Annotated in this window: 23 protein-coding genes; 14 read left to right on the forward strand and 9 right to left on the reverse strand. The window is 65.4% G+C overall.

The window, feature by feature from the left end:
• Positions 1–21: 21 nt before the first annotated feature.
• Positions 22–741 (reverse strand): YebC/PmpR family DNA-binding transcriptional regulator, encoded by a 720-nt coding sequence (locus tag C380_RS12795; RefSeq protein WP_015014275.1) that lies wholly within the window; start codon positions 739–741, stop codon positions 22–24.
• Between the two features lie 241 nt (positions 742–982).
• Between C380_RS12795 and C380_RS12800 the strand changes: the two genes are divergently transcribed.
• The 3 genes from C380_RS12800 (at position 983) to C380_RS12810 (ending at position 4,533) form a co-directional block, all read left to right on the forward strand.
• On the forward strand, positions 983–2,521 hold the full coding sequence (locus C380_RS12800; protein ID WP_015014276.1) for a helicase HerA-like domain-containing protein: 1,539 nt from the start codon (positions 983–985) through the stop codon (positions 2,519–2,521).
• 184 nt (positions 2,522–2,705) lie between these two features.
• Entirely contained in the window at positions 2,706–3,521 is an 816-nt protein-coding gene (locus C380_RS12805; protein WP_015014277.1) for a hypothetical protein, read from the forward strand.
• Positions 3,522–3,690: 169 nt separating this feature from the next.
• On the forward strand, positions 3,691–4,533 hold the full coding sequence (locus tag C380_RS12810; protein ID WP_015014278.1) for an enoyl-CoA hydratase-related protein: 843 nt from the start codon (positions 3,691–3,693) through the stop codon (positions 4,531–4,533).
• Positions 4,534–4,586: 53 nt separating this feature from the next.
• On the opposite strand, the gene C380_RS12815 is transcribed toward C380_RS12810, so the two are convergent.
• Both C380_RS12815 and C380_RS12820 read right to left on the reverse strand, forming a co-directional pair.
• Complete coding sequence (locus tag C380_RS12815; RefSeq protein ID WP_015014279.1) at positions 4,587–6,035, reverse strand: M20 family metallopeptidase; 1,449 nt, start codon at positions 6,033–6,035, stop codon at positions 4,587–4,589.
• An 11-nt stretch (positions 6,036–6,046) separates the two neighbouring features.
• On the reverse strand, positions 6,047–7,048 hold the full coding sequence (locus C380_RS12820; protein WP_015014280.1) for a tripartite tricarboxylate transporter substrate binding protein BugE: 1,002 nt from the start codon (positions 7,046–7,048) through the stop codon (positions 6,047–6,049).
• A gap of 258 nt (positions 7,049–7,306) precedes the next feature.
• On the opposite strand from C380_RS12820, the gene C380_RS12825 reads away from it, so the two are divergent.
• From C380_RS12825 to C380_RS12865, 9 genes are all read left to right on the forward strand, one after another.
• On the forward strand, positions 7,307–8,281 hold the full coding sequence (locus C380_RS12825) for a LysR family transcriptional regulator (protein ID WP_015014281.1): 975 nt from the start codon (positions 7,307–7,309) through the stop codon (positions 8,279–8,281).
• A gap of 201 nt (positions 8,282–8,482) precedes the next feature.
• Positions 8,483–9,457: a threo-3-hydroxy-L-aspartate ammonia-lyase gene (locus C380_RS12830; RefSeq protein ID WP_015014282.1), complete on the forward strand. Its 975-nt coding sequence runs from the start codon at positions 8,483–8,485 to the stop codon at positions 9,455–9,457.
• Positions 9,458–9,540: 83 nt separating this feature from the next.
• Positions 9,541–10,170: a uracil phosphoribosyltransferase gene (upp, locus tag C380_RS12835; RefSeq protein ID WP_015014283.1), complete on the forward strand. Its 630-nt coding sequence runs from the start codon at positions 9,541–9,543 to the stop codon at positions 10,168–10,170.
• Positions 10,171–10,469: 299 nt separating this feature from the next.
• The gene (locus C380_RS12840; protein WP_015014284.1) at positions 10,470–11,480 is read left to right on the forward strand and encodes a BMP family protein; all 1,011 of its coding nucleotides are present in this window, start codon (positions 10,470–10,472) and stop codon (positions 11,478–11,480) included.
• A 173-nt stretch (positions 11,481–11,653) separates the two neighbouring features.
• Positions 11,654–12,565, forward strand: coding sequence for a 5'-methylthioadenosine/S-adenosylhomocysteine nucleosidase (locus tag C380_RS12845; protein WP_015014285.1), 912 nt, complete (start codon positions 11,654–11,656; stop codon positions 12,563–12,565).
• Positions 12,566–14,122, forward strand: coding sequence for an ABC transporter ATP-binding protein (locus tag C380_RS12850; protein ID WP_015014286.1), 1,557 nt, complete (start codon positions 12,566–12,568; stop codon positions 14,120–14,122). It abuts the gene before it with no gap.
• Complete coding sequence (locus C380_RS12855; protein ID WP_015014287.1) at positions 14,119–14,889, forward strand: hypothetical protein; 771 nt, start codon at positions 14,119–14,121, stop codon at positions 14,887–14,889. The genes C380_RS12850 and C380_RS12855 overlap by 4 nt, the downstream gene beginning before the upstream one ends.
• Positions 14,886–15,947, forward strand: coding sequence for an ABC transporter permease (locus tag C380_RS12860; RefSeq protein WP_015014288.1), 1,062 nt, complete (start codon positions 14,886–14,888; stop codon positions 15,945–15,947). Before C380_RS12855 ends, C380_RS12860 begins: the two co-directional genes overlap by 4 nt.
• Before the next feature lie 114 nt (positions 15,948–16,061).
• Entirely contained in the window at positions 16,062–16,985 is a 924-nt protein-coding gene (locus C380_RS12865) for an ABC transporter permease (RefSeq protein WP_015014289.1), read from the forward strand.
• Here the strand turns inward: C380_RS12865 and C380_RS12870 are convergent.
• Positions 16,964–17,332: a VOC family protein gene (locus tag C380_RS12870; protein WP_015014290.1), complete on the reverse strand. Its 369-nt coding sequence runs from the start codon at positions 17,330–17,332 to the stop codon at positions 16,964–16,966. The genes C380_RS12865 and C380_RS12870 overlap by 22 nt on opposite strands.
• A 71-nt stretch (positions 17,333–17,403) precedes the next feature.
• Between C380_RS12870 and C380_RS12875 the strand changes: the two genes are divergently transcribed.
• The gene (locus tag C380_RS12875; RefSeq protein WP_015014291.1) at positions 17,404–18,687 is read left to right on the forward strand and encodes an amidohydrolase family protein; all 1,284 of its coding nucleotides are present in this window, start codon (positions 17,404–17,406) and stop codon (positions 18,685–18,687) included.
• A 150-nt stretch (positions 18,688–18,837) separates the two neighbouring features.
• Positions 18,838–19,626, forward strand: a complete 789-nt coding sequence (locus tag C380_RS12880) for a hypothetical protein (protein ID WP_148279960.1) — start codon at positions 18,838–18,840, stop codon at positions 19,624–19,626.
• Between the two features lie 40 nt (positions 19,627–19,666).
• Here the strand turns inward: C380_RS12880 and C380_RS12885 are convergent, their stop codons facing one another.
• The 5 genes from C380_RS12885 to C380_RS12905 form a co-directional block, all read right to left on the reverse strand.
• Positions 19,667–20,800, reverse strand: a complete 1,134-nt coding sequence (locus tag C380_RS12885) for an ABC transporter permease (RefSeq protein WP_015014293.1) — start codon at positions 20,798–20,800, stop codon at positions 19,667–19,669.
• A gap of 1 nt (position 20,801) precedes the next feature.
• The gene (gene rbbA, locus C380_RS12890) at positions 20,802–23,573 is read right to left on the reverse strand and encodes a ribosome-associated ATPase/putative transporter RbbA (protein ID WP_015014294.1); all 2,772 of its coding nucleotides are present in this window, start codon (positions 23,571–23,573) and stop codon (positions 20,802–20,804) included.
• Positions 23,570–24,640 carry an HlyD family secretion protein gene (locus C380_RS12895; RefSeq protein WP_015014295.1) on the reverse strand — a complete coding sequence of 357 codons (1,071 nt, stop codon included), beginning with the start codon at positions 24,638–24,640 and terminating at the stop codon, positions 23,570–23,572. Before C380_RS12895 ends, rbbA begins: the two co-directional genes overlap by 4 nt.
• 227 nt (positions 24,641–24,867) lie before the next feature.
• Positions 24,868–25,521 (reverse strand): DUF1569 domain-containing protein, encoded by a 654-nt coding sequence (locus tag C380_RS12900; protein WP_148279961.1) that lies wholly within the window; start codon positions 25,519–25,521, stop codon positions 24,868–24,870.
• A gap of 132 nt (positions 25,522–25,653) precedes the next feature.
• Positions 25,654–26,880, reverse strand: coding sequence for a GGDEF domain-containing protein (locus C380_RS12905; protein WP_148279962.1), 1,227 nt, complete (start codon positions 26,878–26,880; stop codon positions 25,654–25,656).
• Positions 26,881–26,952: the final 72 nt, after the last annotated feature.

Raw genomic sequence — 26,952 nt, forward strand, 5'->3', positions numbered from 1 at the left:
CGGTGATCAACGGGTGCAAAGTCACAGCGCCGCGTTGTGGTAGACCTCCTGGGTGTCGTCCAGGTCTTCCAGTACGTCCAGCAGCTTTTGCATCTTGGCGGCGTCTTCGCCGGTCAGCTCGATGGTGTTTTCAGGCCGCATGGTCACGCCCGCCACTTCGGCCGTCAGGCCAGCGGCCTCCAGCGCGTTTTTCACGGCTTCAAAGTCGGCCGGGGCAGTCAGCACCTCCACCGCGCCGTCTTCGTCGGTCACCACGTCTTCGGCGCCCGCCTCCAGCGCCACTTCCATCACCTTGTCTTCGCTGGTGCCGGGGGCAAAAATCAGCTGGCCACAGTGCTTGAACTGGAAGACCACCGAGCCTTCGGTGCCCATGTTGCCACCATGTTTGCTGAACGCGTGGCGCACTTCGGCCACGGTGCGCACACGGTTGTCGGTCATGGTGTCGATCATGATGGCCGCGCCGCCAATGCCGTAGCCTTCGTAGCGAATTTCTTCGTAGGTCAGGCCTTCGGCGTTACCCGTGGCCTTGTCGATGTTGTACTTGATGCGGTCGGCGGGCATGTTGGCCGCCTTGGCCTTGTCCACCGCCAGGCGCAGGCGGGGGTTGGCAGACAGGTCACCGCCACCGGCACGGGCGGCTACAGTGATTTCACGAATGATGCGGGTCCAGATCTTGCCGCGTTTTTCATCCTGGCGCCCTTTGCGGTGCTGGATATTCGCCCATTTGCTGTGTCCTGCCACGAGAAGTCCTTTTGTATTGATTTAATCTAGTCGGTGGATTTTACTTTTTGCTGAACACAGGGAACCTCTGCACGCGTCGCGCGGAAAGTGTGCGCTGCGGGTCGGGATGGGCTGCCAGGCACAAAGCGCAGCAATAGCCGCAGCTATTGCGAGCATTTGTAACGCAGCAGACCGCCCGAGACCGCAGATGCACACGGCGCGCGACGCGTGCAGAGGTTCCCTCACCCCGAGGAAACCCGAAATGGCTGACCCCCTCCTGATTGCCAAGCACGACACCATCGAATGCCACCTGTTGCCCGGCCTGGCCAACCGGCACGGGCTTATCACCGGCGCCACCGGCACCGGCAAGACCGTGACCCTGCAAACCCTGGCCGAAAACTTCTCGCGCATTGGCGTGCCGGTGTTCATGGCCGACGTGAAGGGCGACCTCACGGGCGCTAGCCAGCCCGGCAAGATTGGCGACAAGCTGGCCGCCGTGCTCAAGGAGCGCGGCCTGGATCTGCCAGAACCCTCGGCCTGCCCCACCACACTGTGGGACGTGTTCGGCGAGCAGGGCCACCCGGTGCGCGCCACGGTGTCCGACATGGGCCCGCTGCTGCTGGGCCGCATGCTCAACCTGAACGAGACGCAGCTGGGCGTGCTCAATCTGGTGTTCAAGATAGCCGACGACAACGGCCTGCTGCTGCTGGACCTGAAAGACCTGCGCGCCATGCTGCAGTACGTGGGTGACAACAGCAAGGAGTTCACCACCGAGTACGGCAACGTCAGCGCCGCCAGCGTGGGCGCCATCCAGCGCGGCCTGCTGCAGATCGAGCAGCAAGGCGGCGACAAGTTCTTTGGCGAGCCCATGCTCAACATCCAGGACTTCATGCAGACCGTGGACGGCCACGGCGTGGTCAACATCCTGGCGGCGGACAAGCTCATGAACTCACCGCGCCTGTACGCCACATTCCTCTTGTGGATGCTGTCCGAGCTGTTCGAGCAACTGCCCGAAATCGGCGACCCCGAGCAGCCCAAGCTGGTGTTCTTCTTCGACGAGGCCCACCTGCTGTTCAACGAAGCGCCCAAGGTGCTCATCGAGCGCATTGAGTTGGTGGTGCGCCTGGTGCGTTCCAAGGGCGTGGGCGTGTACTTCGTCACCCAGAACCCGCTCGACATCCCCGACAGCGTGCTGGCCCAACTGGGCAACCGCGTGCAGCACGCGCTGCGCGCCTTCACCCCGCGCGACCAGAAGGCCGTGAAGGCGACGGCCACCACCATGCGGCAAAAGCCGGGGCTGGACATCGAGACTGCCATCACCGAGCTGGCCGTGGGCGAGGCGCTGGTGAGCTTTCTGGACGCCAAGGGCCGCCCCAGCGTGACCGAGCGTGTGTTTGTGCTGCCACCCGGCAGCCAGCTGGGCCCCATCACCCCGCAGCAGCGTCAGGCGCTGATGGCCAGCTCGCTGGTGGCGGGTGTATACGAAAAAATGGTAGACCGCGAGTCCGCCTACGAAAAACTCAAGGGCCGCGCAGCTGAAGCCGGCACGCAGGCAGGCAATGCAGCGGGCGGTGGCAACGGCAAGGTGACCGCCGGCACGCCCGCTGAAGAAGGCGGCGGCCTGCTGGGCGGGCTGAACGATGTGCTGTTTGGTAGCACCGGCCCACGCGGCGGCAAACGCGATGGCTTGGCGCAGACCATGGCCAAGTCCGCCGTGCGCACCATGGGCACCACGATTGGCAAGGAGATTTTGCGGGGTGTGCTGGGCGGCATCTTTGGCGGGGGCAGCAAGCGCCGTTGACTCCGTTGGTATGGCACCCGGCCTCATCGACCGGCGCCTCTTCCGCCCCCTGCGGCTTGCCTCTCTTGCAAAAGCGCATCACATGGCGCCTGTGACGGTTTGACGACACCCTGCAAGTCGTCACAAATCAGTCACATGGCTGCCGTGAAATCGCCATACATAACAACAAAAAGAAGGAGGGACGATGACACGCATTGAAAACGTTCTGCTGCGCTGGGGCGGCAAGGTCATGCTGCTGGCGATTGGGGTGTGGGTGGCAGCCATCCTCGGCATCTTTGTAGGCGCCTGGCGCCTGCGCTGGCCCTGGGTCCTGTACTTCATTGCCACCGTGATATTCACGGCGCTGGTGATCCAGTGGACCAACGCCGTGCGCCAGCGTTACATCCGCGAGGCTCCCCTGCCCCGCTTTCTGCAGCGCAAGCTGCGCGAGACCTACCCCCATCTGAGCACCCGAGACTGTGAGCTGGTCGAACGCGGCCTGCGCCAGTTCTTCATGGCCTGCCTGCGCAGCAACCAGCAGTTTGTGGCCATGCCCTCCAAGGCGGTCGATGCGCTGTGGCACGAATTCATCCTGCACACGCAGGCGTACAAGCTGTGGTGCCAGAACGCGCTGGGTTTCTTTTTGCACCACACACCCGCCGAGGCGCTGGGCCACAAGGCGCGCCACAACGACGGCCTGCGCCGCTGCTGGTACTGGGTGTGCAAGGAAGAATCCATCGACCCCAAGACGCCCAGCCGCCTGCCCCTGCTTTTTGCGCTGGACGCCAAGTTCGCCATTGCCGGGGGCTTCACCTACGTGCCCGACTGCTCCGACATTGCCCGCAAGAGCGACGCGGGCGGCAGCGGCAGCGGCGACAGCTACTGCGGCACCAGTTTTTCGGACGGCAGCTACAGCGGCAGCTCGGGCGACTTTGGTGGCGCCGAGAGTTCGGATGCCGGCAGTGACGGCGGCGGGGATGGCGGGGGCGATGGGGGCGGTTGTGGCGGCGGCGGGGACTGAGCACCTGATCTACCGACCCCAACGGTGGCCCACCGCCAGCCCATTCACTCTCTTTTTGATAGCTATCCGGGCATGCTGCACTAGCGCATGCAGCCAAAATGGCCTGAAATCACGCCCAGTCACCCAGGCGACGACCGGGCCTGCGCCCACCGGTCTACAGTGGCACCCCATGAACACCCTCACCTGCTTTTCCCTCAGCATCACTGACCACGTGGCCCACTTGGTTCTGAACAAACCCGAGGCCATGAACACCATGCACCCCACCTTCTGGCGCGAGCTGGACGCGGTGCTGGCCCGGCTGCACCAGGCGGGCGAGGCGCGGGCGCTGGTCATCAGCAGCACCGGCAAACATTTCAGCGCGGGCATGGCGCTGGAGACCTTTGGCGGCGCCATCACCATGGACGACCAGAGCCCCGAGGGCCGGGCCGCCATCTTCGACCTGCTGACCGACATGCAGGCCACCTTCACCCGCATCGACAACCTGCGCATTCCGGTGATCATGGCCATCCATGGCGGCTGCATCGGCGGCGCGGTAGACATGGTCACGGCGGGCTGCATCCGCTACGCCACGCAGGATGCGTTCTTCTGTATCCAGGAGATCAACATCGGCATGGTGGCCGACGTGGGCACGCTACAGCGCCTGCCCAAGCTCATCCCGCTGGGCGTGGTCAAGGAGCTGGCCTACACCGGCCGCCGCCTGAGCGCGGCCAAGGCGCAGGACTACGGCCTGGTCAACGAGGTGTTCGACACGCAAGAGGCCATGCTGGCTGCCGCGCTGCAGTGCGCCAAAGAGATCGCATCCAAACCCCCGGTGGCCATCTGGGGCACCAAGCAGGCCGTGAACTACGCGCGCGACCACAGCGTGGAAGACAGCCTGCGCCAGATGGGCTGGCTGCAGGGCGCCATCTGGAGCAACCAGCATGTGCGCGAATCGGTCACGGCCATGAAGCAAAAGCGCGCGGGCGAGTTCCCGGCACTCACACCGCTGCAGCGGTTCAGCGAACTGGGTTGATGCGCTGAACAAGCACTGGCAGGCGCCGCCGCAGGCGAATCACGGTGGTCCCATCAACCCGCAGCGCGCGGCTGGTTCGGCAACGGAGCATCTGCCGGGATGGGGCAGATATAAGGTTGGCCACCTCGGCGCTCCAGCAATTCGGCCTTGGCCTGCCCGATCAGCTCCGGCTGCTCCAGCAACACAATCGCCGTGGCGGCCAGGATTTGCGCTGCGTGCACCATGCCCGCGTGTGCCAGCCCGGACTGCCCTTGCGACACCATCTGCCATGAATGCAACGGCGTGCCGAAGGCGTAGCAGGCCACCCAGGCCTGCACGGTGGGGGTGATCCAGCTCACGTCCGCCACGTCGGTTGAGCCGAACAGGGTTTCCTCGACGGCAGGGTCGTAGGGCGCGATGCCTTCGAAGATCGCCGGCACCTTGCCCCGCAGCACACTGGCCAGCGGGCGGCTGACCTGCTCGACATCGGCAGCGTCCAGCGTCGCCTGAAAATCCCCCGCCAGCTTGTGCTGCGCGGCATCGACCTTCAGCTGCCCCAGTGCCTGCATCTGCGCGTACATCACCTGGTTCAGCGTGCGGTTTTGCAGCAGGTTGGAGCAGGCCTTGTCGAACACGATTTCGACACGGCAATCCGTCATCAACGCAGCACCACGCGCCACGTTTTGCACACGCTCGTACAGCTCGGCGGCATCGCGGTTGTTGCGTGCGCGGATCAGGTACAGCACCTCGGCGCGCGCCTGCACCACGTTGGGTGAGAACCCGCCCGAGTCGGTGACCGCATAGTGGACCCGCGCATCCGCAGGCATGTGCTCGCGCAGGTAGTTCACACCGACATTCATCAACTCCACTGCATCCAGGGCACTGCGGCCCAGGTGCGGCGAGTGGGCCGCGTGCGAGGCGCGCCCGTGAAAGACAAAACGCGCCTGCACATTGGCCAGCGTGGCCTGGCTCAGCACCCCGGTAAAGCTGCCCGGGTGCCACGTCAGCGCCGTGTCCACATCATCGAAGACCCCTGCGCGTGCCATGAAGGTCTTGCCCGAGCCACCTTCTTCGGCCGGGCAGCCGTAGAACCGCACGCGCGCCTGCTGGCCCGAGCGGCGCAGGTGCTCTTGCAACGCAATGACGGCAAAGTGCGCCGCGGTGCCCAGCAGATGGTGGCCGCAGCCGTGCCCGGCCAGGCCGGGGCTGTCCACGGACGGCTGGCACACCAGCGCACCGCTTTGCTGGTTGAGGCCCGAGAGCGCGTCGTACTCGCCCAGAAAGGCCAGTACCGGGCCTTCGTCGCCCCACTCCGCCATGAAGGCGGTGGAGATACCGGCCACGTCGCGCGTGATCCGAAAGCCCGCTGCGGCCAGCCCGTCGATGTGCAGCTGGGCAGACCCGCGCTCGGCGTAGCGCAGCTCGGCCAGGGACCACACTCTGTCGGCCAGCCCCGTCATCCGGGGCGTCTCACGGTCAAAAAAATCCTGCAGATCCTGAATCGATTGCACGGCAGCAGTCATCGCACCGCCCCTTATTCAGGCTTCACGCCCAGCTTGTCCAGCAGCGCCTTGTTGCGCTGGAGGTCAGCGGCGATCTGCGATGCAAATTTGCTCTGGTCCATCTCCACCGCTGTCGCACCCATGGTCTTGAGGCGGCCTTGCACATCGGGCGAACGCAAGGCGCTGACGGCCGCGTCCTGCAGCCGCTTGATGATGGGCGCAGGAGTACCCGCAGGCACAACCAACCCGAACCAGCTCATCCCCAGCTCATTGAGGTCGGCGTGGCCCAGCTCCTTGAAGGTAGGCACATCCGGCAGCTCGGACACGCGGCGGTCGGCGGCCAGCACCATGGGCACCAGCTTGCCGCCCTTGATGTGCGGCATGGCCGAGGGCAGCTGGTCTGCCATCACCTGCACCATGCCTGCCAGGGCATCGTTGAGCGCGGGGCCGTTGCCACGGTAGGGAACGATCTGGATATCGGTCTTCAAGGTCTCGTTGAACGACGCCATCATGAGGTGGCCCAGCGTTCCGAGGCCGGGCACGCCCACGCTGTAGTCGCCGGGCTTGGCTTTAACCTTGGCCATGAAGCCCTGGAAGTCCTTGACGCCCATGCTAGGGTGCACCATGTAGACCGAGGGCACGGTCACGAGCTTGACCACCGGTACCAGCTTGCCCTCCAGCTTGGCAGCGCGGGTGAAGATGGAAGGGTTGACCGTGGCCGTGCTCACCGTGGCCATGCCGATGGTGTAGCCGTCGGGCGCAGACTGGGCGATGGTCTCGGTGCCCAGCAGGCCGCCAGCACCCGCCTTGTTGTCCACCACCACCGATTGCCCCAGGCTGGCGCGCATGCCCTCGGCCACCACGCGGGCCACGATGTCGGTGGAGCCACCGGGGGCAAACGGCACGATCAGCTTCACAGGCTTGCTCGGGTAGTTGTCTGCAGCCTGCGCTGCCGGGGCTGCCACCAGCAGGGCGCAGGCAGCTGCGGCGCACAGTGTGGACACAACGGTCCGCCGTGCCAGAAACGAAGTCATTGTGGACATGGGTAGCGCTTTCGTGAATGGATGGATGGGTCTGGATCAGCGGGAAGGGCACGGTGCGCAGGGCCACCGGGCATGCCTGCTACTGACATCGACTATAGGAATTTCAGACTCTCTGCAGGTCGCGGTATTCTTCGAAAGGTATAAGCCTTGTCGATAGCTCCGACGGGATAGCAACCATCGCAGTGGCGAGTCACGCTGCTGCCGGATCTCTATCGCTTCTCCTTATTTGCCAGTCTGGACAGGAGCCCCATGGCCCTCTCAACCCCACCCACCGATTCCGACAACCTGGACGACCCCGCGCCCCCGCAAGGGCAGGTGCTCTATGCCCGCCTGGCCCGCCACGCGCGCCTGCGCCAGTTTCAGCTGCTGGTGGCGCTGCAGCAGTGCGGCTCCGTCCTGCAGGCCGCCGCTTCACTGCACATGAGCCAGTCCGCCGCCACGCAGGCGCTGGCAGAGATGGAGCGCATCCTGGGCGTGCGCCTCTTCGAGCGCCATGCGCGGGGCATCCGGCCCACGCTGGCGGGCCAGACGCTGGTAGACACAGCCCGCGGAGTGCTCGCCGCGCTGGAGGAAGCGGCAGAGTCGCTGGCCGCCATCCGGCGCGGCGCTGCCGCTGCACTGCGCCTGGGCGCCACCCCCGCGGCCACGCAGGCCATCCTGTCGCCCTTGCTCGCAGAGTTCTACAAAACCCAGCCCCGGGTGCACATCGACGTCCAGGAGGACTCAAGCCAACGGCTGCTGCCGCTCTTGCTCAACGGCGGGCTCGACGCGGTGTTCTGCCGCGAGCCGGTGCTGCTGCCAGCGTCGTACGTTTTCAAGCCGCTGCAGCCCGATGAGCCGGTGATCATGGCCAGCACCCGCCATCCCCTGGCCAAGCGCCGGGGCATCGCGCTCTCGGCGCTCAAGGATTCACGCTGGGTGCTGCCCACCGCCACCATCGCCGTGCGCGAGATCTTCGAGCGTGAAGTGCTGGCGGCCCTGCCCGATGCGCTGCAGTTCCCGGTGTCGACCGTCTCGCTCCCCGTGTTCGCCAGCCTGCTGAACCAGCCCGATGCCGTGGCGCTGGTCCCCCAGAGCATTGCGCCCGTGCTGCCGTCGGGCGCGCAGCTGTGCCAGCTGGATGTGCAGCTGAGCAGCCCCCTCCCCCCGTTGGGCGTGGTGCACCGGCGCGAGCAAATACCCGCCATGCTGATCCGGATGCTCAAAAACTGGCGCAACAAGTAGCGCGATGGCCAAGCCCCACACATGCCGTGCCGTTACCTACCGTCGCAGGCAGGGCTGCGCAGCTCTGCCATCACTACGCATTTGATAGCAAATATCACCCAACCATCAAGCGGTAGCGGCCATTTTTATGCCAACAATCTGCTTGACGGGCTATCATGTACCCACCAGGGGCAGGCTGCGCCCCGCAGCGAGGACACCGCTATGACCGAGCACACCGCTCCCCCACCCACCTACGACGATGTGGCCGCTGCCGCGCACCGGCTCAAGGGCATGGCGCACCGCACGCCCGTGCTGCGCTCCAGCACTGCCGACGAGCGGCTGGGCGCGCAGCTGTTCTTCAAGTGCGAGAACCTGCAGCGCACCGGCGCTTTCAAGTTCCGGGGCGCGTTCAACACCCTGGCCCAGTTCACCGACGAGCAGCGCGAACGCGGTGTGCTCGCCTTCTCGGCGGGCAACCACGCGCAGGCCATTGCACTGTCCGCCCGGCTGCTGGACATGCCTGCCGCCATCGTCATGCCCGAGGACGCCCCCGCCTCCAAGATGGCTGCCACGCGCGACTATGGCGCCCAGGTCGTCACCTACAACCGCTACACCGAAGACCGCGAGGCCATCAGCCGCCGCCTGGCGCTGGAGCGCGGCATGACGCTGGTGCCCCCGTTCGACCACCCCCATGTCATCGCCGGTCAAGGCACGGCGGCCAAAGAGCTTTTTGAAGAAGTGCCCGACCTGGACTACTTGTTCGTCTGCGTCGGCGGCGGTGGCCTGCTGGCCGGCAGCCTGCTCGCCGCCGAGGCCCTGGCGCCGCAATGCCGGGTGGTGGGTGTGGAGCCCGCAGCGGGCAACGACGGCCAGCAGTCGTTCAAAGCCGGGCATGTGGTGCAGATCCCCACGCCCCACACCATTGCCGACGGCGCACAAACCCAGGCGCTGGGCCAGCTCACCTTCCCCATCATCCAGCGCCTGGCCGACGACATGGTCACCGCCACCGACGAGCAACTGGTCGAGTCCCTGCGCTTTTTTGCCGAGCGTATGAAGATCGTGGTTGAGCCCACAGGCGCCCTGGCCTTCGCTGGGGCCCAGCACGGCAACGTGGACATCCATGGCGCGCGCGTCGGCGTCCTCATCAGCGGCGGCAACGTCGATCTGTCGCGGCTGGCACGGTTTCTGGCAGACTAGCCCCCACTTTTTCAATCACCGCGCGGCAGAGCGCGCCTGTGTTTCAGCGCAAAGGCCTCTGCCCTTCTCCTTTCAGGTTCCCCATGAGCAACGTCACCGTCATCACCCCCCCCCTCGTCCAGCACAAGCTCACGCTGATGCGCAAGAAAGACGCCAGCACCAACAGCTTTCGCCGCCTGCTGGGCGAGCTGTCCACGCTGATGGCGTATGAAGTAACCCGCGACATGCCGCTGCAGGATGTGCAGATCGAAACCCCGCTGGAGACCATGACCGGCAAGATGATTGACGGCAAGAAGCTGGTGCTGGTCTCCATCCTGCGGGCGGGCAACGGCTTTCTGGACGGCATGCTCAACGTGGTGCCCGGCGCCCGCGTGGGCCACATCGGCCTGTACCGCGACCCGGCCACGCTGCAGCCCGTGGAGTACTACTTCAAGATGCCGTCCGAGATGGACGAGCGCGACATCATCGTGGTGGACCCGATGCTGGCCACCGGCAACTCGGCCGCAGCCTGCGTGGACCGCCTCAAGAAGCTCAACCCCCGCTCCATCAAGTTCGTCTGCCTGCTGGCCGCCCCTGAAGGCGTGGCCACGCTGCAAAAGGCCCACCCCGACGTGCCGATCTTCACCGCCGCCATCGACCGCGAGCTGAACGACCACGGCTACATCCTGCCGGGCCTGGGCGATGCGGGCGACCGCATTTTTGGCACCAAATAAGCGCACAGCGTTAGCGCCCATGCACCAGCCACCGCAGGGCTTGTCGCCCAGCGGTGGCTTTTTTTCGTCACCGGGCCTCTCTGCGTTACGTAACAGCCCATTGCGGGCCCTACCCTGGTGGGGTGCCGCAGGCGGATTTTCGGAAGCTCTGCACGCACGCACCATTTTTTTACCAACTGGTGGCTTTCCTCTGGCAGACTTGCCGCTGGTTTGCAGTTACACAGCCACCGATTGGCGCGCTCCTTGCTTGGTAGCAGCACACCCAACCTCCTTGTTTGCTTGTCTGAAGGAACCCCACCATGACCACTCGCCGCATCTTCACCGGACGCCTGCTCTGCACCTCCATGGCCCTCTCGGCTGCCATGGCGATGGCGCCCTCTTTGGCCTTCGCGCAGTCCAAGCTCAAGGTCGCGGCGATCTACACGGTGCCTTTTGAACAGCAATGGGTCAGCCGCATCCACAAGGCCCTCAAGGCCGCCGAAGCACGCGGCGAGATCGAATACAAGGCCAGCGAAAACGTGAGCAACGCCGACTACGAGCGCGTAATGCGCGAGTACGCCACCGGCGGCAACCAGCTCATCGTGGGCGAGGCCTTTGCGGTAGAAGCCGCCGCCCGCAAGGTGGCCAAGGACTTCCCCAAGACATCATTCCTGCTCGGCTCCTCCGGCAAACCGCAGGCGCCCAATTTCAGCGTGTTCGACAACTACATCCAGGAGCCCGCCTACCTCAGCGGCATGGTGGCTGGCGGCATGACCAAGACCAACAAGATCGGCATGGTGGGCGGCTTCCCCATACCCGAAGTCAACCGCCTGATGCACGCCTTCATGGCGGGCGCCAAGGAGGCCAACCCCAAGGTCGAGTTCACCATCACCTTCATCAACAGCTGGTTTGACCCGCCAAAAGCCAAGGAAGCCACCTTTGCCATGATCGACAAGGGCGCCGACGTGCTCTACGCCGAGCGCTTTGGGGTGAGCGATGCCGCCAAAGAAAAAGGCAAGCTCGCTATCGGCAACGTGATCAACACCCAAGAGCAGTACCCCGACACCGTGGTGGCCTCGGCCCTGTGGCACATGGAGCCCAGCATCGACCGCGCACTCAAGCTGGTCAAGGAAGGCAAGTTCACCGCCGAGGACTACGGCCCGTATTCGATGATGAAGCACAAGGGCTCTGAACTCGCGCCCCTGGGCACGTTCGAGAAGAAGGTGCCTGCCGACATCGTCGCCAAGGTCAAGGCCAAGGAGGCCGACATCCTGGCCGGCAAGTTCACCGTGAAGGTGGATGACAGCCAGCCCAAATCGACGGCCAAGTGAGCACGGCGGGCGGCGGGCGCCCTGCCCGCTTGCCCGTTCCTTTGCGTGAACAGGCCACCCTCACAACGCGGTGGCCTGTTTGTTGGACGCCTCCGCAATGAACCGCTGACAAGGCCCTCATGACCTCACTCCCCGCCGCAAAAGCCTCGCTGGCTACCCGTTGTTCACGTCTTATGGGCGCTGTGGCACTGGCCGCCATGGTCTCAGGCTGCGCTGCCCCCGCGCCCGGCAAGACGGCAGTACGGATGGACGATACGCCCCGCATCGCCGTCATCTCCGCCTTTGCGCCCGAGCTAACCGTGCTGCTGCCCCAGGTGCAGCAACCCGCCAAGCACAGCATCAACGGCGTGGAGTTCACCACCGGCACGCTGGAGGGCAAACCTGTCGTGGTGTTCCTCTCCGGCATCAGTATGACCAACGCGGCCATGAACACCCAGCTGGTGCTGGATCGCTTCAACGTGAGCCACGTGGTCTTCAGCGGCATTGCGGGCGGCGTCAACCCCAGCCTGCACATTGGCGATGTCACGGTGCCTGCGCAGTGGGGCCAGTACATGGAATGGCTGATGGCGCGCGAAGACCAACCCGGCCAATACAGCGCCCCCGCCTGGATGAAAAGCGAGCTGACGATGCCCGCCTTCGGCATGATGCACCCGCGCCCCGTCGAAGTGCGCTCGGCCGCCCAGCCACAGCTCTCGAAAAAATTCTGGTTTGAAGCCGACCCCAAGATGTTGGCCACCGCCCGCAGCCTGCAGAACGTGGGCCTGGAGCATTGTCTGGCCGCCACCTGCCTCAAGCAGCGCCCGCAACTGGTGGTGGGCGGCAACGGCGTGTCGGGCCAGGCCTTTGTAGACAACAAGGCCTTCCGCGAATACGCCTTCAAGACTTTCGAGGCCAACGTGCTCGACATGGAAACCGCCGCCACCGCCATGGTGGCGCACAGCAACGGCGTTCCCTACATCGCCTTCCGGTCGCTGAGCGATCTGGCGGGAGGTGGCGAGGGCGAGAACGAAATGGGCACCTTCATGGGCCTGGCAGCCGCCAACTCGGCCAAGGTGTTGCGTGCGTTTTTAGCGGCCTGGAAATAGATGGACTCCCCCACCGACCCTGTCCTGCGCCTTTCGGGCATCACCAAGCGCTTCGGCAAGCTCGTCGCCAACGACGCCATCAGCCTGACCTTGGCACGCGGCGAAGTGCTGGCCCTGCTGGGCGAAAACGGAGCGGGCAAGTCCACGCTGATGTCCATCTTGTTCGGGCACTACGTGGCGGATGAAGGCAGCATAGAAGTCTTTGGCCAGCCCCTGGCGCCCGGCCAGCCGCGCGCGGCGCTGTCGGCGGGCATTGGCATGGTGCACCAGCACTTCACGCTGGCCGACAACCTCACGGTGCTGGACAACGTGCTACTGGGCACCGAGCCGCTGTGGCAGCCCTTCTCGCGCCGCAGCGAGGCGCGCACCAAGCTGCTGGCGGTGTCGCAGCAATTTGGTCTGCCCGTCAGCCCCGATGCGAAGGTCGGCAGCCTCTCGGTGGGCGAACGCCAGCGCGTCGAAATTTTGAAAGCCCTCTATCGCGGCGCCCGCATCCTCATCCTGGACGAACCCACCGCCGTGCTCACCCCGCAGGAGAGCGAGGCGCTGTTCGACACTCTGGCGCAGATGGTGGCGCAGGGCCTGTCCATCATCTTCATCAGCCACAAGCTGGGCGAGGTGCTGCGCGTGTCGCACCGCGTGGCCGTACTGCGCCAGGGCAAGCTGGTGGCCGAGGCACCTGCGCAGGGCACCACGCAAGGGCAGCTGGCGCAATGGATGGTGGGCCATGCGATCGAGGCGGCCGAGCGCCGCCCCGCCAAGAATGTGGGCGATCCCATCTGCACCCTGACCAACGTCAGCACCGCACCCGCTGGGCGCGACCGGCTGAACGATGTCTCCCTCACCCTGCGCGCCGGCGAGATCGTCGCCATTGCAGGCGTCAGCGGCAACGGCCAGATGGCGCTGGCCGATGTGCTGTGCGGCGTGCGCAACGCCACCACCGGCCAGGTCACGCTACGCGGCGCGGCGCTGCAAGCCGGGCCCGCATGGCTGGTCAGCCAGGGCGTGGCCCGCATCCCCGAAGACCGCCACGCCGTGGGCGTGGTGGGTGACCTGCCGGTGTGGGAGAACGCGGTTTCAGAGCGCCTGCGCGGCCCCTGGTTTGCGCACGCGTGGTTCCGTGCCTTCTGGGTCAAGCGCCGAGCCGCACGTCAGCATGCGCAGCGCGTGGCCGAGACCTTTGACGTGCGTGGCGGCGGGCCCGATGCGCCTGCGCGGTCGCTGTCGGGCGGCAACATGCAAAAGCTCATTCTGGGCCGGGCGCTGATGCCGCCCAAGGACGCGGCGGGCAACTCGGCCCCCGCCCCCCAACTCATCGTCGCGCACCAACCCACCTGGGGGCTGGACATTGGCGCGGTGATGTTTGTGCAGCAGCAACTCATCACAGCCCGTGACAACGGCGCCGCCGTACTGCTGATCTCCGACGACCTTGACGAGGTTCTGGCGCTGGGTGACCGCGTGGCGGTGATGCATGACGGGCATCTGAGCGCGGGGCGACGCGCTGAAGACTGGACAAGAGAAGCGATTGGTCTTGCCATGGCAGGCGCAGTTTCATGACAACTAATACCGACGATATCCCCACATTTGCCCTGAAGCGCGAACTTCTACGTGTCTTTAACACTGCACGCGCAGAAGATGTTTCATCTAGCGTGATGTCTATCGTCAACCGACTCCAATACGCAGGACTTCACTTGAAAGAAGTGAAGAGGCATGCCAAGGTTGCAGTTGAGACAGGACTCATGTTTAGCGATGAGGATAGCGAGCCGATGAGTGATGAAGATGAGGACGCACGCCTTCAGCAGTTTCATCGCTCTATGTTCCATCTAGGCAAACACGTCATAGAGTGCGTTCAGCACTTGCACGCAATAGCGGACACGATGGCCTACGCGCTGTATCACCTTGTAGACCTAACGCAGCACCTGAAATCGTCTGATGTGTACAGCCACAAGTTACTGAAGTACCCAGAGCAACTTGGTGCGTTTGAGACTTCACTAAAAACTCTGGTGGACTGTGAACGCTTTGGTTACTTGAGAGACTTCAACAACCAGGCAAAACACAAAGGACTTCCCAGACCAAAACTCTTGAACTCAAGCGAAGAGCGTGATCCTATTCATCGCCTTTTCTTCGGACCAATTGCACAAAAACATGAAGCGGCGCACCGCCAAGGAGTTCGATACATCCATCCAAACATTCCAATCGTCTCGTTCTTGAACGACGAGATCAAACGGATGGCTGAAGTCCATAACGAATTTGTGACCAAGTTAATGGCGCACGTTTTGTCTCTTCCATCTAGAGTGACCGTGCGCGAGCAGAGTGCACCATGAGACTCGAAAAACGCAACCACACTTCCCCCGCCGCCTACGTGCTGGCACCAGTGGGTGCCGTGGTGTTCACATTGCTCATCAGCGCCCTGCTGGTGCTGTGGGCCGGCGCGCCCGTGCGGCAGACCTACGCGCTACTGCTGCAAGGCGCCTTTGGCTCGGTATTTGCGCTGACCGAAACCCTCACCCGCGCAACGCCGCTGATCCTCACTGGGCTGGCGGCGGCCGTGGCCTTCCGGGCGCGGCTATTCAACATCGGGGCCGAGGGGCAGCTTTATGCCGGAGCGCTGGCCGCTGTGGCCGTGGGCGGCATGCATGGGGGCACGGGGTTGGAATGGTCGCCGTATGTGCTCTTTCCGCTGATGATGCTTGCGGCCGCGCTGGCGGGCGCGGCGCTGCTGCTGGGCCCGGCGCTGATGAAGGCGCGGCTGGGGGTGGACGAGGTCGTTACCACGCTGCTGCTCAACTTCATCATGCTGCTGCTGGTGTCGGCGCTGCTGGACGGGCCGATGAAAGACCCGCTCTCCATGGGCTGGCCGCAGAGTGTGGCGCTGCAGGGCGATCTGGAACTCTCCAAGCTGGTGCCGCAGACGCGGCTGCACACGGGGCTGCTGTGGGCCGTGTCGCTGGCGGTGATGCTGTGGGCGCTGCTGGCGCGCACGGTGCCGGGGTTTGACATTCGCGCCGCCGGGGCCAATGCACGCGCAGCCGCCTTTGCGGGCGTGCCGATTACCCGCACCGTGGTGCTGGTCGCGCTGCTGTCCGGTGGACTGGCCGGGCTGGCGGGTGCCATTGAGGTGGCGGGCCGCACCAGCTATGTGACGCTGGACATGTCGCCCGGCTACGGCTACAGCGGCATCGTAATCGCCATGCTGGCCGGGCTGCATCCGCTGGGCGTGATTGCGGCGGGCACCTTTGTAGCGGGCGTGCTGGTGGGGGCCGACAGCATGAGCCGCGCGGTGGGCGTGCCGACCTACATTGCGGATGTGATCGTGGCGACGTCGTTGATTGCGGTGCTGGTGGCGGGCTTGCTCACCCAATACCGCGTGCGGTGGAAGTGATGCAGCCATGACAAGCCGTGCAAACCACAATTTCAAACCAAATCGGCCTGTAGCGCTAGTGAATCATGCGCTAGCAGCTATCGAAACAGAAGCAAAATTCCACGGAGCAGCCGCATGACCGAACTGCTCGACATCCTCGCCAACCCCGCGTTCTGGATTGCCACCCTGCGCGTGGCCACCCCGCTCATCCTGGGCACATTGGGCGTGCTGCTGTGCGAGCGCGCCGGGGTGCTGAACCTGGGCATTGAAGGGATCATGGTGGCCGGGGCCTTCACCGGCTGGCTTACGGTGTATGCGGGCCATGGGCTGTGGACCGGGGTGCTGGTAGCGGCGCTCACGGGTGCTGTGTTTGGCCTGCTGCACGCCTGGCTCACCGTGGGGCTGGCGCTGTCACAGCACGTGTCCGGCCTGGGCATCACGCTGCTTGCTACGGCGCTGAGCTACTACGGCTATCGCGTGAGCTTCCCCAAGGTAAACACACCGCCCACCATCGAGCCCTTTGCGCCCATGGAGTGGCTGGGCGCTCCCATCCTGTCGGCGCAAACGCCGCTCACTCTGCTGGCGTTGCTGCTGGTGCCCCTACTGGCCTGGGTGCTGATGCGCACACCGCTGGGCCTAGCCGTGCGCATGGTGGGCGAGAACCCGCAGGCGGCCGAGGGCCAGGGCATCTCGGTGGCGGCCACGCGCACGGGCTCCATCGTTGCGGGGTCGGCGCTGATGGGCGTGGCGGGGTCGTTCCTCACGCTGTCGGCGTTCAACGCCTTTTTCTTCAACATGATCAATGGTCGGGGCTGGATCTGCGTGGCCCTGGTGGTGTTTGCATCGTGGCGGCCCGGTAAGGCGCTGCTGGGTGCGTTGCTGTTTGCCTTTTTTGACGCGCTGCAACTGCGCCTGCAGCAGGCGGGTGATGCGTGGCTGCCGTACCAGGTGTATTTGATGCTGCCCTACCTGCTGTCCATCCTGGCGCTGGTATTGGTGGCGCGCAAGGCGGCTTATCCGCAGGCGTTGATGAAGCCTTACCGCAAGGGGGAGCGTTGATCGGACCACAGCGCAAACTCGTTGCCGCTGGGCTCGGTGAAATGAAAGCGCCGCCCTCCCGGAAATTCGAACACCGGCTTGACCACATGGCCACCCGCCTGCTCAACCTTTGCCAACGTGGCTTCGAGGTCTGCGCTGTAGAACACCAGCAAGGCGCCGCCAGTAGCTGGGGTAGAGCACAGGCTGGCCTGAAAGAATCCACCGTCCAGCCCCTGGCCCGTGAAGGCCGTGTACTCCGGGCCGTAGTCCACAAAGGCCCATGCAAAGGCCTTTTCAAAGAACGACTTCGTGGCGGGCAAGTCGCGCGCGGCAAATTCGACGTAGTTCAGCTTTTCATGTTCGTTCATCGGATGACCCTTTGTTCTTTAGACCCCGCAGTGTGCCTGCACGCCCAGACGAATCTCTAAACTCTCCCACCATGCTCGATCTGCTCATCACCCACGCCACCCTGCCCGACGGCCGCCAGAACATGTCCATCGCCGTGCAAGGCGGCCGCATCACCGAAGTGACCGAAGGCCTGCAAGCCCCTGCGCATGAAACGGTAGATGCGGGTGGCCTGCTGGTCAGCCCGCCGTTTGTGGACGCGCATTTCCACATGGATTCGACCCTGAGCTACGGCCAGCCGCGCGTGAACGAGAGCGGCACGCTGCTCGAAGGCATTGCGCTGTGGGGCGAACTCAAGCCCACGCTGACCCACGACGCCATCGTGCAACGCGCGCTGCAGTACTGCGACATGGCCGTGGCGCGCGGGCTGCTGGCCATCCGCAGCCATGTGGACACCAGCCACCCTAGCCTGCTGCCGGTACAGGCGCTGCTGGATGTAAAACAGCGCGTGGCGCCGTACCTGGATTTGCAACTGGTGGCTTTTCCGCAGGACGGTGTGCTGCGTGCGCCGGGCGGGTTCGACAACCTGAAGCGTGCGCTGGACATGGGCGTGGACGTGGTGGGTGGCATCCCCCACTTCGAGCGCACCATGGCCCAGGGGGCCGAGAGCGTGAAAATCCTCTGCGAACTGGCCGCCGAGCGCGGCAAACGCGTGGACATGCACTGCGACGAGAGCGATGACCCGCACTCGCGCCACGTGGAAACCCTGGCGTACGAAACCCAGCGCCTGGGCCTGCAGGGCCGCGTGACGGGCTCGCACCTCACCTCCATGCACAGCATGGACAACTACTACGTGAGCAAGCTGATGGCGCTGATGGCCGAGGCCGACCTGGGCGTGGTGGCCAACCCGCTCATCAACATCACGCTGCAAGGCCGCCACGACACCTACCCCAAGCGCCGGGGCATGACCCGTGTGCCCGAGCTGATGGCCGCAGGCCTGACGGTGGCGTTTGGCCATGACTGTGTGCTGGACCCGTGGTACAGCGGCGGCAGCGCCGACATGCTGGAGGCCGCGCACATGGGCCTGCATGTGGGGCAGATGACCAGCCAGGCCGCGATGCGGCAGTGTTTTGATGCGGTGACGGTGAACCCGGCACGCCTGCTGGGCCTGGAGGGCTATGGCATTGCGCCCGGCTGCCATGCAGACTTCGTGCTGCTGCACGCACGCACCCCCGTCGAGGCCATCCGCCTGCGCGCTGCGCGGCTGGGGGTGTGGAGGCGCGGCCAGCGGGTGGCGAGCAGCCCAGCGCCGGTGGCACAGTTGCGCCTGCCAGGGCGGCCAAGCAGTACAAATTTCATTTCAACGGGCAGCTCTTGAGGTCTGTCGCAGTTCGCATGCCTCGACGCCGAACGCCACGACCTCGGGTGACCCTGCGTGCCAGACGACTACCATCGGGACACTCCCGCGGGGAATGATCATCTCGTGCTGCACCACCTCCAGCGCCTTAACCCCTTGGTCGCTTTCGCCATGCACAAACAACTCCTCCTCTTCATTGCGGCGCTGACATTCAGCGCCACTGCCAGGGCGGAAGCAAGCCTTGCGGATCTGATTTTCATGATGCCCAAGCTCGTCTTGATGGGTATCTACAACGAGTTGGCCAGGCCCTGGCTGCTGGCGGGCCTGTGGGGTGCTGCCGCATTGTTCTGGCTGGTGCGCGCGATCACCGGCCGAGATGCCGTCGGCGAACTGCTGGATACGTTCACCTACCCACGCAAGCCCTGGATCAATACCAGCAGCTACGGTGCTATGGCTTTGCTGGCAATGGCCACGCTGCTTTATGTGCTGGTGGGCTACGCCCTGTGGGGAGCCCCCCAGCGCTATGAGGGGCCCCGCTTTCCTCAGCATTCAGCACAGCCATCGCAGGGGCCTGGTGTCAAGCACACCCTGCCCTACCCCCATGGCAAATCACCAGACAACCGGCGAGGCGAATGGCCCAAATCCAGTGGTCGCTTGCTCGGCCAACCTTATCTGGCCGCTGGTGGGGACACCCTGATCACGCTGGGTAATCCCGGCGATGAAGGACTATGGGTGCGCCTGTGCGCAGCGGATGCCAACCCCTGTTCCCCGCTGAGGCAGGTCTACTTGTCGCCCCGCGGAGGCTACACATTGGACCGCGTGGATGAAGGCAAATACCGCGTGGTCTTTACCCAGACCAGTGGCAAGAACCTGTCAGGAAGCACACGCGCGTTCTCAGTCACCGGAGACCGAAGAGGCAGCTTCAATCTGCCCCTGAACGAATTCGACACCAAGCCATGACACTCTCGCCAAGTGTGGGACACAGGAAGCGCTGGTGCGCTCAAGCCATGCGCGCAATCGTCTTGCGGAACCGCGCCAGCGCCAGGCTGAACAGTACCGCCCCAATCCCCAGCAGCCATACCAGCGACGGCCACACCACCGCCCAGCCCGCGCCCCGGTAGAGGATGGCCTGGGCCAGCTCGGTGAAGTGCGTGGTGGGCGCCAGGGCCATGCCGTACTGCACCCACAGCGGCATGCTCTCGCGCGGGGTGACGCCGCCCGACAGCATCTGCAGCGGCATCATCACCAGCACCATCAGCAAGCCAAACTGCGGCATGCTGCGCGCCACCGTGGCCATGAAGATGCCCATGGACGTGGTGGCAAACAGATGCAGCGTGGCCCCCAGCAGAAACAGCGGTACCGAGCCCTCGATGGGTACGCCAATCGCCCAGCGGATCACCGCCGTGAGCGACACCCAGGTAGCGACCAGCACCACCAGCGCCATGGCCCAGACCTTGGCCAGCATGATCTCGCCGGGGGTGACGGGCATCACCAGCAAATGCTCCACCGTGCCGTGCTCGCGTTCGCGGATCAGCGCGGCGCCCGTGAGGATGATGGAGAGCATGGTCACGATGTTGATCAGCTCCATCAGCGAGCCGAACCACGCGGGGTTCAGCGCCGGGTTGAAGCGCGAGCGCACCGTCAGCTCGATGGGTTGCGCGGCCACAGTGCGGTCGCGCTGCACGAACTCGGCCACCTCCAGCTGCACGATCTGCTGCACCGCCCCATTGGCCGCAAACGCCTGCCCCATGCGCGTGGCGTCGATGTTGAGCTGCACCTGCGGCACCCGGCCCGCCAGCACGTCGCGCTGGAAATGCGCGGGGATGTGCAGCACCAGCGTGAAGCGGCCGGCGTCCAAGCCCGGGTCCACCTCGCGCATGCTGATCATCGCGGGGCGCGTGAACTGGGGCGCATAGAACGCGGTGGCGATGCGCTGGGACAAGGCCGAGTCGTCCTCATCCACGATGGCAATGGGCACGTGGTACAGCGTCTCGGGCTGCGCCATGCCTGCCGAGTACACCGCCAGCGTGGTGGTGTAGACGATGAGGAACAGCATGGCCGGGTCGCGCCACAGGCTCCACAGCTCCTTGATGCCGAGGCGAAAAATGTTCGACCACCGTCCACGCAGTGCCATGTCAGGTCTCCTGCTTGCGTAACAGCAAGATCGCCGCGCCGATGATGACCGGCACCGCCACCAGCATGGGCCAGAACTCGGCCTGCAAGTCCTGCAGCGTGAGGGCCTTGTTGAACACGCCCCGGCTGATGGTGAACATGTGGCTGGCCGGATAGACCTCGCCCACCCAGCGCGCGAATCCGGTCATGGACGACACCGGGTTGATGAGCCCCGCAAACTGCACCGCCGGGATGAGCGTGCCCACCATGGCAAAAAACATGGCGGCAATCTGGCTGCGCGTGACGGTGGAGGCCAGCAGCCCCATGCCCGTGGAGCACAGGCTGAACAGCACAGCCCCCAGCGTGAGCGTGGCAAAGCTGCCGGTGATGGGCACGCCAAACACCGTCACGGCCGCCAGACACATGAGGCCAAAGTTGAACAGCGCCAGCAGCACATAGGGCAGTTGCTTGCCCAACATGAATTCGGTGCGCGTGGTGGGCGTCACATACAGGTTGATGATGGAGCCCAGCTCTTTCTCGCGCACCACCGCCAGGGCCGTGAGCATGGCGGGCAGCATCAGCAGCAGCAGCGGAATCACGGCAGGCACCATGGACGGCAGGCTGCGCACATCGGGGTTGTAGCGGTAGCGCGGCTCCACCTCCAGCAGGCCTCGGGGCACGGTGCCCGTGCGGCTGCGGCTTTGCTCCACCAGCCACTGCTGGTGCAGGCCCTGGGCGTAGCCGATGACGGTTTCGGCACGCTGGGGCATGGCGCCGTCCACCCACGCTCCGATCTGCACCGTCTGGCCGCGTGCCACATCGCGTGCAAAGCCGGGCGGGATCTCCAGCGCCAGCGATATCTCGGCGGATCGCATGCGCGCGTCCAGCTCGGTGTAGGTGGTGATGGGCGGCCGCTCGGTGAAGTAGCGCGAGCCCGCCAGGTTCAGCGTGTAAGCGCGGCTCAGCGCGGTCTGGTCGCGGTCCAGCACGGCAAAGCGCAGGTTCTCCACGTCCATGCTGATGCCATAGCCCATCACGAACATCAGGATCAGCGAGCCCAGCAGCGCCATGGCACCGCGCACCGGGTCGCGGCGCAGCTCCAGCGATTCGCGCCACTGGGTGCTGTGGATGCGGGCCAGGCTCTGGCGAAGACGGGAGCGCGAGGTGGTAGCGCTGGATGCGGACACCGGCGATAGCGCAGCGGGGTCCGAAGCCTGCAAAGGCACAGGGTCTGGTGCCGTTCCCGCAGCATCTTCCAGGTAGCCGATGAAGGCTTCTTCCAGCGTGGTGGCGCCGCGTTTGGCCACAATGTCCTGCGGCGCAGCGCTCTCTAGCACGCGCCCTGCGTGCATCAGCGAGATGCGGTCGCAGCGCTCGGCCTCGTTCATGAAGTGGGTGGAGATGAAGATGGTGACCTTGTCGCGCCGCGCCAGCTCCACCATCAGGCGCCAGAAGTTGTCGCGTGCCATCGGGTCCACGCCCGAGGTGGGCTCGTCCAGAATCAGCAGCTCGGGCTGGTGCACCATGGCCACGGCCAGCGACAGGCGCTGGCGCATGCCCAGCGGCAGCTTCATGGGCAACGAACTGCGCACGGCCTGCAGGTCAAAGCGCTCCAGCATGGCCGTGACACGCGCGGGCACCTCGGCCTCGGGCACGTGGAACAGGCGGGCATGCAGTACCAGGTTCTGCTCCACCGACAGCTCGCTGTACAGCGAAAACGCCTGCGACATGTAGCCCACGCGGCGCCGCGTGGCCATGTCCTTGGGGTCCACCGGCTGGCCGAACAGCCAGGCCTGCCCGTCGCTGGCGGGCAGCAGGCCGGTGAGCATCTTCATGGTGGTGGACTTGCCGCACCCATTGCTGCCCAGAAAGCCGAAGATCTCGCCCCGCTGGATGCGAAAGCTCACATGGTCCACCGCCACAAAATCACCAAACCGCATGGTCAGGTCGCGCGCCTCAATGGCGACATGGGCGTCGTCTTCTGCCTGCGACCGGTCCAGAGGCGGAATCTGCACCGCCTGGTGGCCCCGGCGCTTGGCCTCGGGCAGCAGCGCTACAAAGGCCTGCTCCAGCGAATCGTGCCCGGTGCGGGCCATCAGCTCGGCCGGGGTGCCGGTGGCCAGAATGCGCCCCTCGTCCATCGCCACCAGCCATTCAAAGCGCTGGGCTTCCTCCATGTAGGCCGTGGCCACGATCACGCTCATGCCGGGCCGGGCGGCGCGGATGCGGCCGATCAAATCCCAGAACTGCGCGCGCGCCAGCGGGTCCACGCCGGTGGTGGGCTCATCCAGGATGAGCAGGTCGGGGTCGTGGATGAGCGCGCAGCACAGCGCCAGCTTCTGCTTCATGCCGCCCGAAAGCTTGCCCGCAGGCCGCGCCAGAAACGGGTGCAGGCCGGTACTGCGTGTGAGTTCATCAATACGGCGGCGCCGCTCGGCCGCGTCGTGCCCGAACAGGCGGCCAAAGAACTGCAGGTTCTCTTCCACCGACAGCGTGGGGTACAGGTTCTTACCCAGGCCCTGCGGCATATAGGCGATGCGGGGGCACACGCGGCTGCGGTGGCGGCTTTTGGCCATGTCGCCGCCCAGCACCTCCACCGTGCCCTGCTGCACTGCACGGGCGCCCGCCACCAGCGCGAGCAGGCTGGACTTGCCCACGCCATCCGGTCCGATCAGGCCCACCATGCGGCCCGCGGCCACTTCCAAATCGATGTCTGAGAGCGCCACCGTGCGCCCATATCGCTGGCCCACGCCACGCAGGCGGGCCACGGGTGCCACGCTGCCGGGGAGGCTCACTGGTCCGCCTTGATGGCAAGGTTGGCGGGCCATTCCACGGCGGGGTCCACCCGCAGCCAGGCAACACCAGGCAGACCGGTCTTGACCTGCTCCTGGTGGCGCAGCAGCAGTGCCTTGTCGATCTGGGCCCGCACGCGGAACATGAGCTTCTGGCGCTCGCTGGCGGTCTCCACCGTCTTGGGCGTGAACTGCGCGGTGCTGGCCACAAACGACACGGTGGCCGGGATCACAAAGCCCGGCGCGGCATCAAGCACGATGCGCACATCGCTGCCCAGCGCCACGCGGCCCGCCACGGTTTCGGGCAGAAAGAAGGTCATGTACACATCGGTCAGGTCCACCAGCTGCAGCACGCGCGCGCCTGCGCCCACCACCTCGCCGGGCTGCACCACGCGGAACTGCACCCGCCCGTCGCGCGGGGCCTTGAGATCGCTGTCGGCCAGCTCCACATCAATGCGGGCCAGCGTGGCCTCCAGCGCGCGCACGTTGGCCTCGGCGCTGGTCACCTGCGTGCGCGACGCGCCGATGCCCGCCTGCGCCGCCTTGGCCTGCGCCTTGGCCGCGACCACGGCGGCCTGCTGGCTGCGCACCTTGGCGCGGTCGTCGTCGAGCAATTGGCTAGAGAAGAAGCCTTCGCGCGCCAGCTGCTCGGAGCGCGGCAGGCGGCGGCGGGCGGTGTCGAGGTCGCTCTCGCGCTGGGCCACGACCGCCAAGGCAGCCTGGTAGTCGCTCTCGCGCTGGGCCACCTGTACCTGCGCGCTGCTGATGGCCAGCTGCGCCTGCTGCAGCCGGGCCACGGCCTCTTCGCGCTGGGCTTGCAGGCCGTCGATCTGCATACGGGCCACGGGCTGCCCCGCTTTCACGAAATCGCCCTCGGCCACCAGGATGTCCTGCACCCGGCCCGCGAGCTTGGTGGCCACGGCGATCTCGGTGGCCTCGATGCGGCCGTTGCCGCTTACAAAGCCCGGGCCCGGCCCCTTGGGCTGCCAGGGCGCCCACCGCACGACCAATACGGTGCCCAGCAGCAACAGCGCTGCGACGGCCGCATAAATTTTCCACTTGCTGCCCATGGCTCTGATCCTCTTTGGTGCGGAGGCAGAGCGCATTGGCAGTCACATCAGCGAAGGCGCCTCACCTCAAAAAGTATCGTAAGCGCAGGGCCCTCATGGGCTGCGCGCGGTCGGCCGCCTCCCTTGACTTGCATCAATTTGACTGCAATTGCGTGGGTCTTACGGCTACGCTGCGGAGCTGGTCCAGCAGCTTCAGACGAGCGCAGCTTTAGTCTTCAGCGCCTGAACTAGCCGCGCCCATCAAAGGCCGACAGATGGTTGGCCAGGTGCATGGCGTGCGCCTGCTCGTACTGCGTCCGGGTTAATGCGCCGTAGGCAAAGTGAGGCTGCAGTGCACCGGTGTGGAGGGCAAAGTCCTGCACCGCCTGGCGCAGGCGTGCCATGGCGGCCGATGGGTCCGTGGTCTGCGCATCGAGCGCCGGGGCTCCCGGAATGGGCTCAGCCAGGTTGTGACTCATGCGGCCCCGCAGAGTAAACACCTTGAAAGCGGCGGCCCCCAGGGTGTTCTGAAACAGCGCCGACTTGGGCGACGGAAAGCCTTGCAACGAGTATTCAATGCTCTGCGCGCAATGCACCAGCGTTTGGGCCCAGGTCCAGGCCGTGGCGGGTTCCAGCGCGTGGACAGAGGCAGCATTCAGTCGCTCGGCCTCACCCATGGCATCGTGCAGGGTGGCGAAGACCAGCCGTCGGTCGTTGCCCGGTTGGTGCAGAAAATAACCCGCAGCGCCAGCGGCTGCGAGCGCGGCTCCAGCCCCGGTGGCCAGAAATGCCCTGCGGCCGTGCGCTACGGGCGACGCAGAGGGCGCGGGCTGGGTGCCGGCGGATTGGGGGGCTGCAGCGTGGGCGTCGCTGGGAGCGCCAGGAGGGGTGGGGACTGCCATGGGGTTGTCTGCTCGCATCACCGGGGGCGGGGTGAAAAAGGCGATTGTGACGGGCAACATCGACTTTGTGACCCATGCCGCCACCGCCAGGGTCGGGCAGCCGACACAGCCCGCCACGGCGCAAGGCAGCTCCTATGCCGCCAGGGTGGTCCGCGTGGCAGGCTGGTTGGTGGTGGTAGCCGGGGCCATGGGTGCAGCAGGGACCACGGTCATCTCCACGCGGTTGCGCCCCCGTTCCTTGGCCAGGTACATGGCCTCATCCGCACGCTGCAGGGCCGTGCCTGCGGACTCGCTGCCCGCGCACACGGTGACGCCGACACTCACCGTGAGCGCAATGCTGCGCTGCTCGGTCACCACCGGGTGGGCCTCCACCATGGCGCGCAGCCGCTCGGCCACCGCAACGGCGCCACCGGCCCCTGCGTTGGGCAAGAAGATGGCGAACTCTTCCCCCCCCAGTCGACCCATCACGTCTTCCTTGCGCAGGCAGCGCTGGGCCAGCATCACAAAATGGCGCAGCACATCGTCACCCGCGCGGTGGCCCCAACTGTCGTTGACCTTCTTGAAATGGTCCAGGTCCATCACCAGCACGGGCAACGTCGTCTGCGTGCGCTGGGCGTTGCTGATGGCTTTGTCCAGCAGGGTCAGAAACGCGCGGCGGTTGAATACATTGGTCAGCGGGTCCACCTCGGCCAGGTGGCGCAGTTCGTTGGTGATGAACTCATTGGTGAGCATGAGCGCACCAAACGCCACCAGCACCAGCGCCAGGGTGGACTCCAGCACCACAAACTGCGACAGCGCAGCCACCATGCCCGTCTCGGGCTGCGCCCCATCGGCGGGCGCGGCCAGCTTGAACAGCAAAGGCCGCACCAGCAAGAACGCTCCATGCACGCCCACCGTGGCCGCAAACAGGTACCGTGCGGGCACCTTGTGAAAGCCGCCACGGGCCAGTGTGTGCGCGGCCGCAATGAACAACACCCCTGGCACCAGCCCCGTCAGCGCGATGCGTACCTGCACATTCGGCTTCACCAGGGTAAAAAACAAGGCAGTACCCAGCAGAAGCGCCAAGGCCAGTAAGGCAACACCGTGCCCCAAGGGCGCCCTGCCCATGTACTCGCGTGCGCCCAGCAGGCATAGGTATGCAGCCAACGCTACGGAAGACTGCGCCAGCACGACAGACAACGGCAGCGACACATGGTCGCGCAGCAGCAGGTTGATGCAGAAGACGGTGGCGCAAAACAGTGCCTGCGCCCAGAAGCGAAGCCCGGGAATGCGTCTGTTGAAGATCCACACCGCGGACAGAACGCCTGTGACCAGCGCTGCAAGAATGGCCGCGACGATAAGGAGGGTGGGGCTGTGCACAGAAGGTACAGACAGGCGATGGCAATGAGGCTCACAACGCGACGCCATCGCCCAACGCCCGGCTGCTATGGC

The organism is Acidovorax sp. KKS102 (assembly GCF_000302535.1).
Lineage (GTDB): Bacteria > Pseudomonadota > Gammaproteobacteria > Burkholderiales > Burkholderiaceae_C > Acidovorax.

What these genes read in the sequence shown, in the direction of transcription:
- C380_RS12840 (WP_015014284.1), top strand. Translation starts at nt 10,470, where the DNA reads ATGACCACTCGCCGCATCTTCACCGGACGCCTGCTCTGCACCTCCATG.
- C380_RS12875 (WP_015014291.1), top strand. Translation starts at nt 17,404, where the DNA reads ATGCTCGATCTGCTCATCACCCACGCCACCCTGCCCGACGGCCGCCAG.
- C380_RS12845 (WP_015014285.1), top strand. Translation starts at nt 11,654, where the DNA reads ATGGGCGCTGTGGCACTGGCCGCCATGGTCTCAGGCTGCGCTGCCCCC.
- C380_RS12870 (WP_015014290.1), bottom strand. Translation starts at nt 17,332, where the DNA reads ATGAACGAACATGAAAAGCTGAACTACGTCGAATTTGCCGCGCGCGAC.
- C380_RS12855 (WP_015014287.1), top strand. Translation starts at nt 14,119, where the DNA reads ATGACAACTAATACCGACGATATCCCCACATTTGCCCTGAAGCGCGAA.
- C380_RS12825 (WP_015014281.1), top strand. Translation starts at nt 7,307, where the DNA reads ATGGCCCTCTCAACCCCACCCACCGATTCCGACAACCTGGACGACCCC.
- C380_RS12830 (WP_015014282.1), top strand. Translation starts at nt 8,483, where the DNA reads ATGACCGAGCACACCGCTCCCCCACCCACCTACGACGATGTGGCCGCT.
- C380_RS12900 (WP_148279961.1), bottom strand. Translation starts at nt 25,521, where the DNA reads ATGGCAGTCCCCACCCCTCCTGGCGCTCCCAGCGACGCCCACGCTGCA.
- C380_RS12850 (WP_015014286.1), top strand. Translation starts at nt 12,566, where the DNA reads ATGGACTCCCCCACCGACCCTGTCCTGCGCCTTTCGGGCATCACCAAG.
- C380_RS12885 (WP_015014293.1), bottom strand. Translation starts at nt 20,800, where the DNA reads ATGGCACTGCGTGGACGGTGGTCGAACATTTTTCGCCTCGGCATCAAG.
- upp (WP_015014283.1), top strand. Translation starts at nt 9,541, where the DNA reads ATGAGCAACGTCACCGTCATCACCCCCCCCCTCGTCCAGCACAAGCTC.
- C380_RS12880 (WP_148279960.1), top strand. Translation starts at nt 18,838, where the DNA reads ATGCACAAACAACTCCTCCTCTTCATTGCGGCGCTGACATTCAGCGCC.
- C380_RS12805 (WP_015014277.1), top strand. Translation starts at nt 2,706, where the DNA reads ATGACACGCATTGAAAACGTTCTGCTGCGCTGGGGCGGCAAGGTCATG.
- C380_RS12865 (WP_015014289.1), top strand. Translation starts at nt 16,062, where the DNA reads ATGACCGAACTGCTCGACATCCTCGCCAACCCCGCGTTCTGGATTGCC.
- C380_RS12810 (WP_015014278.1), top strand. Translation starts at nt 3,691, where the DNA reads ATGAACACCCTCACCTGCTTTTCCCTCAGCATCACTGACCACGTGGCC.
- C380_RS12820 (WP_015014280.1), bottom strand. Translation starts at nt 7,048, where the DNA reads ATGACTTCGTTTCTGGCACGGCGGACCGTTGTGTCCACACTGTGCGCC.
- C380_RS12860 (WP_015014288.1), top strand. Translation starts at nt 14,886, where the DNA reads ATGAGACTCGAAAAACGCAACCACACTTCCCCCGCCGCCTACGTGCTG.
- C380_RS12815 (WP_015014279.1), bottom strand. Translation starts at nt 6,035, where the DNA reads ATGACTGCTGCCGTGCAATCGATTCAGGATCTGCAGGATTTTTTTGAC.
- C380_RS12800 (WP_015014276.1), top strand. Translation starts at nt 983, where the DNA reads ATGGCTGACCCCCTCCTGATTGCCAAGCACGACACCATCGAATGCCAC.
- C380_RS12895 (WP_015014295.1), bottom strand. Translation starts at nt 24,640, where the DNA reads ATGGGCAGCAAGTGGAAAATTTATGCGGCCGTCGCAGCGCTGTTGCTG.